This is a genomic window from Kitasatospora putterlickiae (assembly GCF_039527695.1).
Taxonomy (GTDB): Bacteria; Actinomycetota; Actinomycetes; order Streptomycetales; family Streptomycetaceae; genus Kitasatospora; species Kitasatospora putterlickiae.
Window position 1 is genome coordinate 22,213 of record NZ_BAAAKJ010000287.1, and the last position, 4,871, is coordinate 27,083.

Here is a 4,871-nt window from a genome sequence, read left to right on the forward strand (position 1 = left end):
GGCCCGGCGGCGTCGTCGCGGTAGCCGACGAAGTGCCCGTAGAGGTAGAAGACGGCGACCGCCCCGGCGATCACCCACCCGCTGGTGCGTCGCCCCGCGCCGCCACCTCTCCCGCCGCCGCCACCACCCGAGCCGGGTTTGCGCCGGAAGTGGGCGCGCACCCGGATCCACTCACCGTCACCTGCCATACCTGCCTCCTTCGGTGTGACAGCCTTCGGTGTAGCAGCGGCGGCCGACAGCGGCGGGCCGTTGTTCGGTACGCGCACCACCGGACCACCGCAAACCGGCCAGGTACGCCGCCCCCTTCCTGCCCCGTCCGTGCCGCCCCGGCCTCCCCGCACCCCCGCCGGCCTGCGGGAACGCCCGCGCCGAGTTGACGGGAACCCGCCCGGCGCCCGTCCCCGCAGCGCGCGCCGCACCGGTGGCCCGGTGTGCGCGGGCGGCGCCTGCTCCAGACACTTCTGGCGCGGGAAGCCGGCCGGTCCGACGTCCTGCGCGGCGGGCTGTCACATTCGGGCGCGCCGCCCCGTCTCCCTCCCGACAGCGGCCGCAACCGGGACCGATCCGGGTCGGCCGGACACGGACGACGACCAACGAGGACGGACCCATGGCACAGCGGATCACCATCATCGGCGGGGGCTTCGGCGGTCTGACGGCGGCCATCGCGGCGGCCGAGGCCGGCGCCGACGTGACGCTCCACGAGGCGCACCGCCGGCTCGGCGGCCGGGCCCGCACCACGCGGGCGCCGTACCGGGCCAACGAGGGTCCGCACGCCTTCTACCGACGCGGCCCGCACTGGGCGTGGCTGCGGCGGCGCGGGCTGGTCGGCCCGCTCGCCCGGGTCCCGCTCGGCGCGCTGCTGCGCACCCGTTACCTGCTCGACGGCCGGCTGCACGCGCTGCCGCCGCTGGCGCTCTCCCGGCTGGCGGCCCGCCGGGACGCGCCGGTCGGCCGGACGTTCCTGGGCTGGGCGAGCGAGGTGGCGGGCGAGCGGACGGCCCGGGCGGCGGCCAACTTCGCGGCCGTCGCGACCTTCCACCACGCGCCGGGGCTGCTGTCGGCGGCGTTCACCCAGGAGCGGCTGCGCCGGGCCGCGAGCCTGCCGCCGGAGGCGGTGTACCCGGTGGGCGGCTGGCAGTCGGTGATCGACCGGATGACGGCCCGGGCCCAGGAGTCGGGCGTGCGGATCGAGACCGGGTCACGGCTGGAGGCGCTGCCGGCGACCAACAATCCGATCGTCGTCGCGACCTCCCTGGAGTCGGCGCGCCGGCTGCTGGGCGACCCGGGCCTGTCCGGGGAGACCGGCCGGACGCTGCTGCTCGACGTGGCGCTCCGGTCGCGGCGCGGCGACGCCTTCTTCGTCTCGGACCTCGACGGCACCGGCTGGGTGGAGCGCTTCACCACCCAGGACGCGAGCCTGGCCCCGGCCGGGGAGCACCTGGTCCAGGCCCAGCTCCCGCTGTCCCCCGACGAGTCCAAGGAGTCCGGGCTGGCCAGGGCCGAGCACCTCCTGGACCTCGGCTTCCCGGGCTGGTCGGAGCGCCTGGTGTGGCGCCGTACGGCCGTCGCCGCCGGCCGCACCGGCGCCGTCGACCGGCCGGGCACCACCTGGCACGACCGCCCCGCGATCGACCGCGGCGACGGCGTCTACCTGGTCGGCGACCAGGTCGCCGCGCCGGGTGTGCTGAGCGAGGTCTCCTTCACCAGCGCCCTGGAGGCCGTCTCGCTCGCCCTCGCCGGGCGCCCGGCCCAGTTCCCCGCCCGACGCCCGGCCCACCTCCCGAACCACGGGGCGGCCCGCTGAGGCGCACCGAGGGCGGCCCGGCCGGCGTCAGACGGGGACGGGGCCGGTGCGGAGCACGGCCTGGTCGCCGTGGGGGCCGTAGAGGTGGAGGATCTCCACGGCGCCGGTGCCGGCCGGGCCGAACCAGTGGGGTTCGGCGGTGTCGAACTCGGCGGCCTCGCCGGGCTGGAGGGTGAGCTCGCGGCCGCCGACGAGCAGGCGCAGGTCACCGGCCAGGACGTAGAGCCACTCGTAGCCGGGGTGGCTGACGAACCTCGGCTCGCGCGGGGCCAGGACCTGCTTGAACACCTGCACCCGGCCGGGGTACCGGGTGAGCGGGAGGAGGACGCTGCCGGTGTCGCGGTGGCGGGGCTGGAGGTGGAGGCGGGGGTCGCCGGTGACGGGGGCGGCGATCAGCTGGTCCAGGGCGACGCGGTGGGCGCGGGCGAGCGGGATGAGCAGGTCGAGGGTGGGGCGGCGGTGACCGGACTCCAGGCGGGACAGGGTGCTCACCGAGATGCCGGTGGCGGCGGCGAGGGCGTCCAGGGTGAGGCCGCGGCCGAGGCGCAGCGCGCGCAGCCGGGGGCCGATGGCGGCGATGACCTCCGCGACGTCGTCGGTCGTGGCGGGTTCTGCTTCCGCGAGTCCTGCTTCCGCGAGTTCTGCTTCCGCGGGTTCGGCGTCCACGGTGTCGGCGTCCGCGCGGGCGGCGTCCCTGGGTTCGGCGTCCATGGGGGCGATTCTGCCCGGGTCCGTCCGGCCGCGCTTTGCGGTTTCCGCAAGAAGGCTGGGCCGGGGCCGTGCCCGAACCCCAGCATGGGCGACCGGTAAGACGATCCGACCGGAAGGCGGGCTCAGCCCATGAGCAGCACCACCACCACGGCGACAGCGCCACCGTCCCCGCCCCTCCTCACCGCCCGCCGGCGCTGGACCGTGCTCGCCGTCTGCGCGCTGAGCCTGTTCCTGGTCGGCCTGGACACCACGATCGTCAACGTCGGCCTGCCCGCGATCGGGCGCGGCCTGCACGTGGGCACCCGCGACCTGGAGTGGATCGTGGACGCCTACACGGTCGTCCTCGCCAGCCTGCTGATCACGGCCGGCGCGCTCGCCGACCGCTTCGGGCGCCGCCGGGTCTTCCAGGGCGGCCTGCTGCTGTTCGGCCTCGCCTCGCTCGCCTGCGCGCTCGCGCCGTCGGCGGGCGCGCTGGTCGCGGCGCGCGCCCTTCAGGGCGTGGGCGCGTCGATGCTCAGCCCGGTGGCGCTGGCGATCGTGGTGAACGCCATGCCCGACCCCCGGGAGCGCGCCCGCGCGATCGGGGTGTGGGCGTCCGTGTTCGGGCTGAGCATGGCGGCCGGGCCGGTGACCGGCGGAGCGCTGGTCGCGGCGTTCGGCTGGCGGTCGGTGTTCTGGGTGAACGTGCCGGTGGTGGTGGCGGCCGTGGTGCTGAGCGCGCTGTTCGTACCCGAGTCCCGGGCGCCGCGCGCCCGCCGGCTCGACCTGCCGGGCCAGCTCCTGCTCACCACGGCCGTGTCCGCGACGGTGGCCGTGCTGATCGAGGGGCCGCGGCTCGGATGGACGTCGTTGTGGGCGCTCGCCGGCTACGCGGTCGCGGCGGCGGCCACCGCCGGGTTCGTCCGTGCCGAGCGCCGCCGGGACGAGCCGCTGATGGACCTCGCACTGTTCCGGCGGCCGGCGTTCACGACGGCCGCCCTGGGCGCGGTGGCGGTGTTCGTGGCACTGACGGTGAGTCTGCTGCTCACCACCTTCCAACTGCAGCACGACCGGGGGTGGACGCCGCTCGCCGCCGGGCTGGCCTCGCTGCCGATGGCGGTCGGGGCCACGGTGTGCGCGCCGCTGTCCGGCGTCCTGGTGAGCCGGGACGGGCCGCGCCGGCCGCTGCTGCTGGCGGCGTGGTTCACGGCGGCCGGCGGGACGCTGCTGCTGACCCGGACCTACCTTCCCGACGGGAGCACGGCCGACGTACCGGTGCTGCTGGCCGCCAGCCTCCTGCTCGGCACCGGCTTCGGCTTCGCCAACGCGCCGATCACCAACACCGCCGTCGGCGGCCTGCCGGCCGACCGCGCGGGGGTGGCCGGGGCGATCACCTCGACGGCCCGCCAGCTCGGCTCGGCGCTCGGCATCGCCGTCGCCGGCGGGCTGGTCGCGGGAGCGGGGGCCGGAGCAGCGGCGGGAGCGGCCGATCTCACCACGGCCTCCCGCCCGGGCTGGCTGGTGGTCACGGCCTGCGGCCTGTCGCTGCTGCTGGTCGCCCGCGCCTCGCGGCAGCGCTGAGCGGAAAAACCGCTCGCACCCGGTCCGGACCGCGTGTTACGGTCCCTCACCGAGCCCGGACAGGGCCGATGAGGAACGAGCGGAAGAAAGGGAACGTGAAACGTGGTCGCGGTGATAGCCGCTGCGCACGTGCTGCGCGGCACCCGGACTGTCCTCACTTCCCGGGTCCCGGTCTGACACCTCTCGCTCCGGGGCCCCTTTCCAAGGGATTCCCATGTCCTCTTCTTCCGGTTCCTCTTCCTCCACCTGGCGCACCCGCGTCGAGGTCCCCGCGGACGTCCCGGCCGTCCGTGAGCTGACGCTGGCCGCGTTCGGGCGGCCGGCGGAGGCCGACATCCTCGACGCGCTCCGCGCCGACCAGGGGTGGCTCGACGGCCTGTCGGTCGTCGTCACCGACGCCGCCGACCCGGCCGGCTCCCCCGTCGGCCATGTCGTGCTCACCCGCGCGTACATAGGCGACGTGCCGGCGCTCGCCCTCGGGCCGGTGTCGGTGCACCCCGACCACCAGCGCGGCGGCGCCGGCTCGGCCGCCGTCCGAGCGGTGCTGGACGCCGCCCGGGAGCAGGGCGAGCGGTACGTCATCCTGCTCGGGCACCCGTCGTACTACCCGCGCTTCGGCTTCGGCCGGGCCTCGGCACACGGCATCACGCTCACCATCGACGCCCCCGACGAGGCGTGGATGGCCCTGAGCCTGGACCCGGCCCACCACCCCCTCCCGTCCGGCACCGCCCGCTGGGCGGCCGCCTTCGGCATCGAGTAACCGGCCCTCCGGGACCGGACACCCCACCCGGCCCCC

Annotated in this window: 4 protein-coding genes and 1 pseudogene; 3 read left to right on the plus strand and 2 right to left on the minus strand. The window is 76.4% G+C overall.

From position 1 onward, the window contains the following. Nucleotides 1-188, minus strand: a pseudogene (locus ABD308_RS28105) (hypothetical protein); the annotation flags it as partial. A 419-nt stretch (nucleotides 189-607) separates the two neighbouring features. On the opposite strand from ABD308_RS28105, the gene ABD308_RS28110 reads away from it, so the two are divergent. Continuing rightward, complete coding sequence (locus tag ABD308_RS28110) at nucleotides 608-1,804, plus strand: NAD(P)-binding protein (RefSeq protein WP_344340290.1); 1,197 nt, start codon at nucleotides 608-610, stop codon at nucleotides 1,802-1,804. A 27-nt stretch (nucleotides 1,805-1,831) separates the two neighbouring features. On the opposite strand, the gene ABD308_RS28115 is transcribed toward ABD308_RS28110, so the two are convergent. Next, a complete protein-coding gene (locus ABD308_RS28115) occupies nucleotides 1,832-2,515 on the minus strand; it encodes a helix-turn-helix domain-containing protein (protein WP_344340293.1) in 684 nt (227 codons plus the stop codon). Between the two features lie 129 nt (nucleotides 2,516-2,644). On the opposite strand from ABD308_RS28115, the gene ABD308_RS28120 reads away from it, so the two are divergent. Both ABD308_RS28120 and ABD308_RS28125 read left to right on the plus strand, forming a co-directional pair. Further along, complete coding sequence (locus tag ABD308_RS28120; RefSeq protein WP_344340295.1) at nucleotides 2,645-4,075, plus strand: MFS transporter; 1,431 nt, start codon at nucleotides 2,645-2,647, stop codon at nucleotides 4,073-4,075. Nucleotides 4,076-4,289: 214 nt separating this feature from the next. After that, complete coding sequence (locus tag ABD308_RS28125) at nucleotides 4,290-4,835, plus strand: GNAT family N-acetyltransferase (protein WP_344340298.1); 546 nt, start codon at nucleotides 4,290-4,292, stop codon at nucleotides 4,833-4,835. The last annotated feature ends 36 nt before the right edge of the window (nucleotides 4,836-4,871 follow it).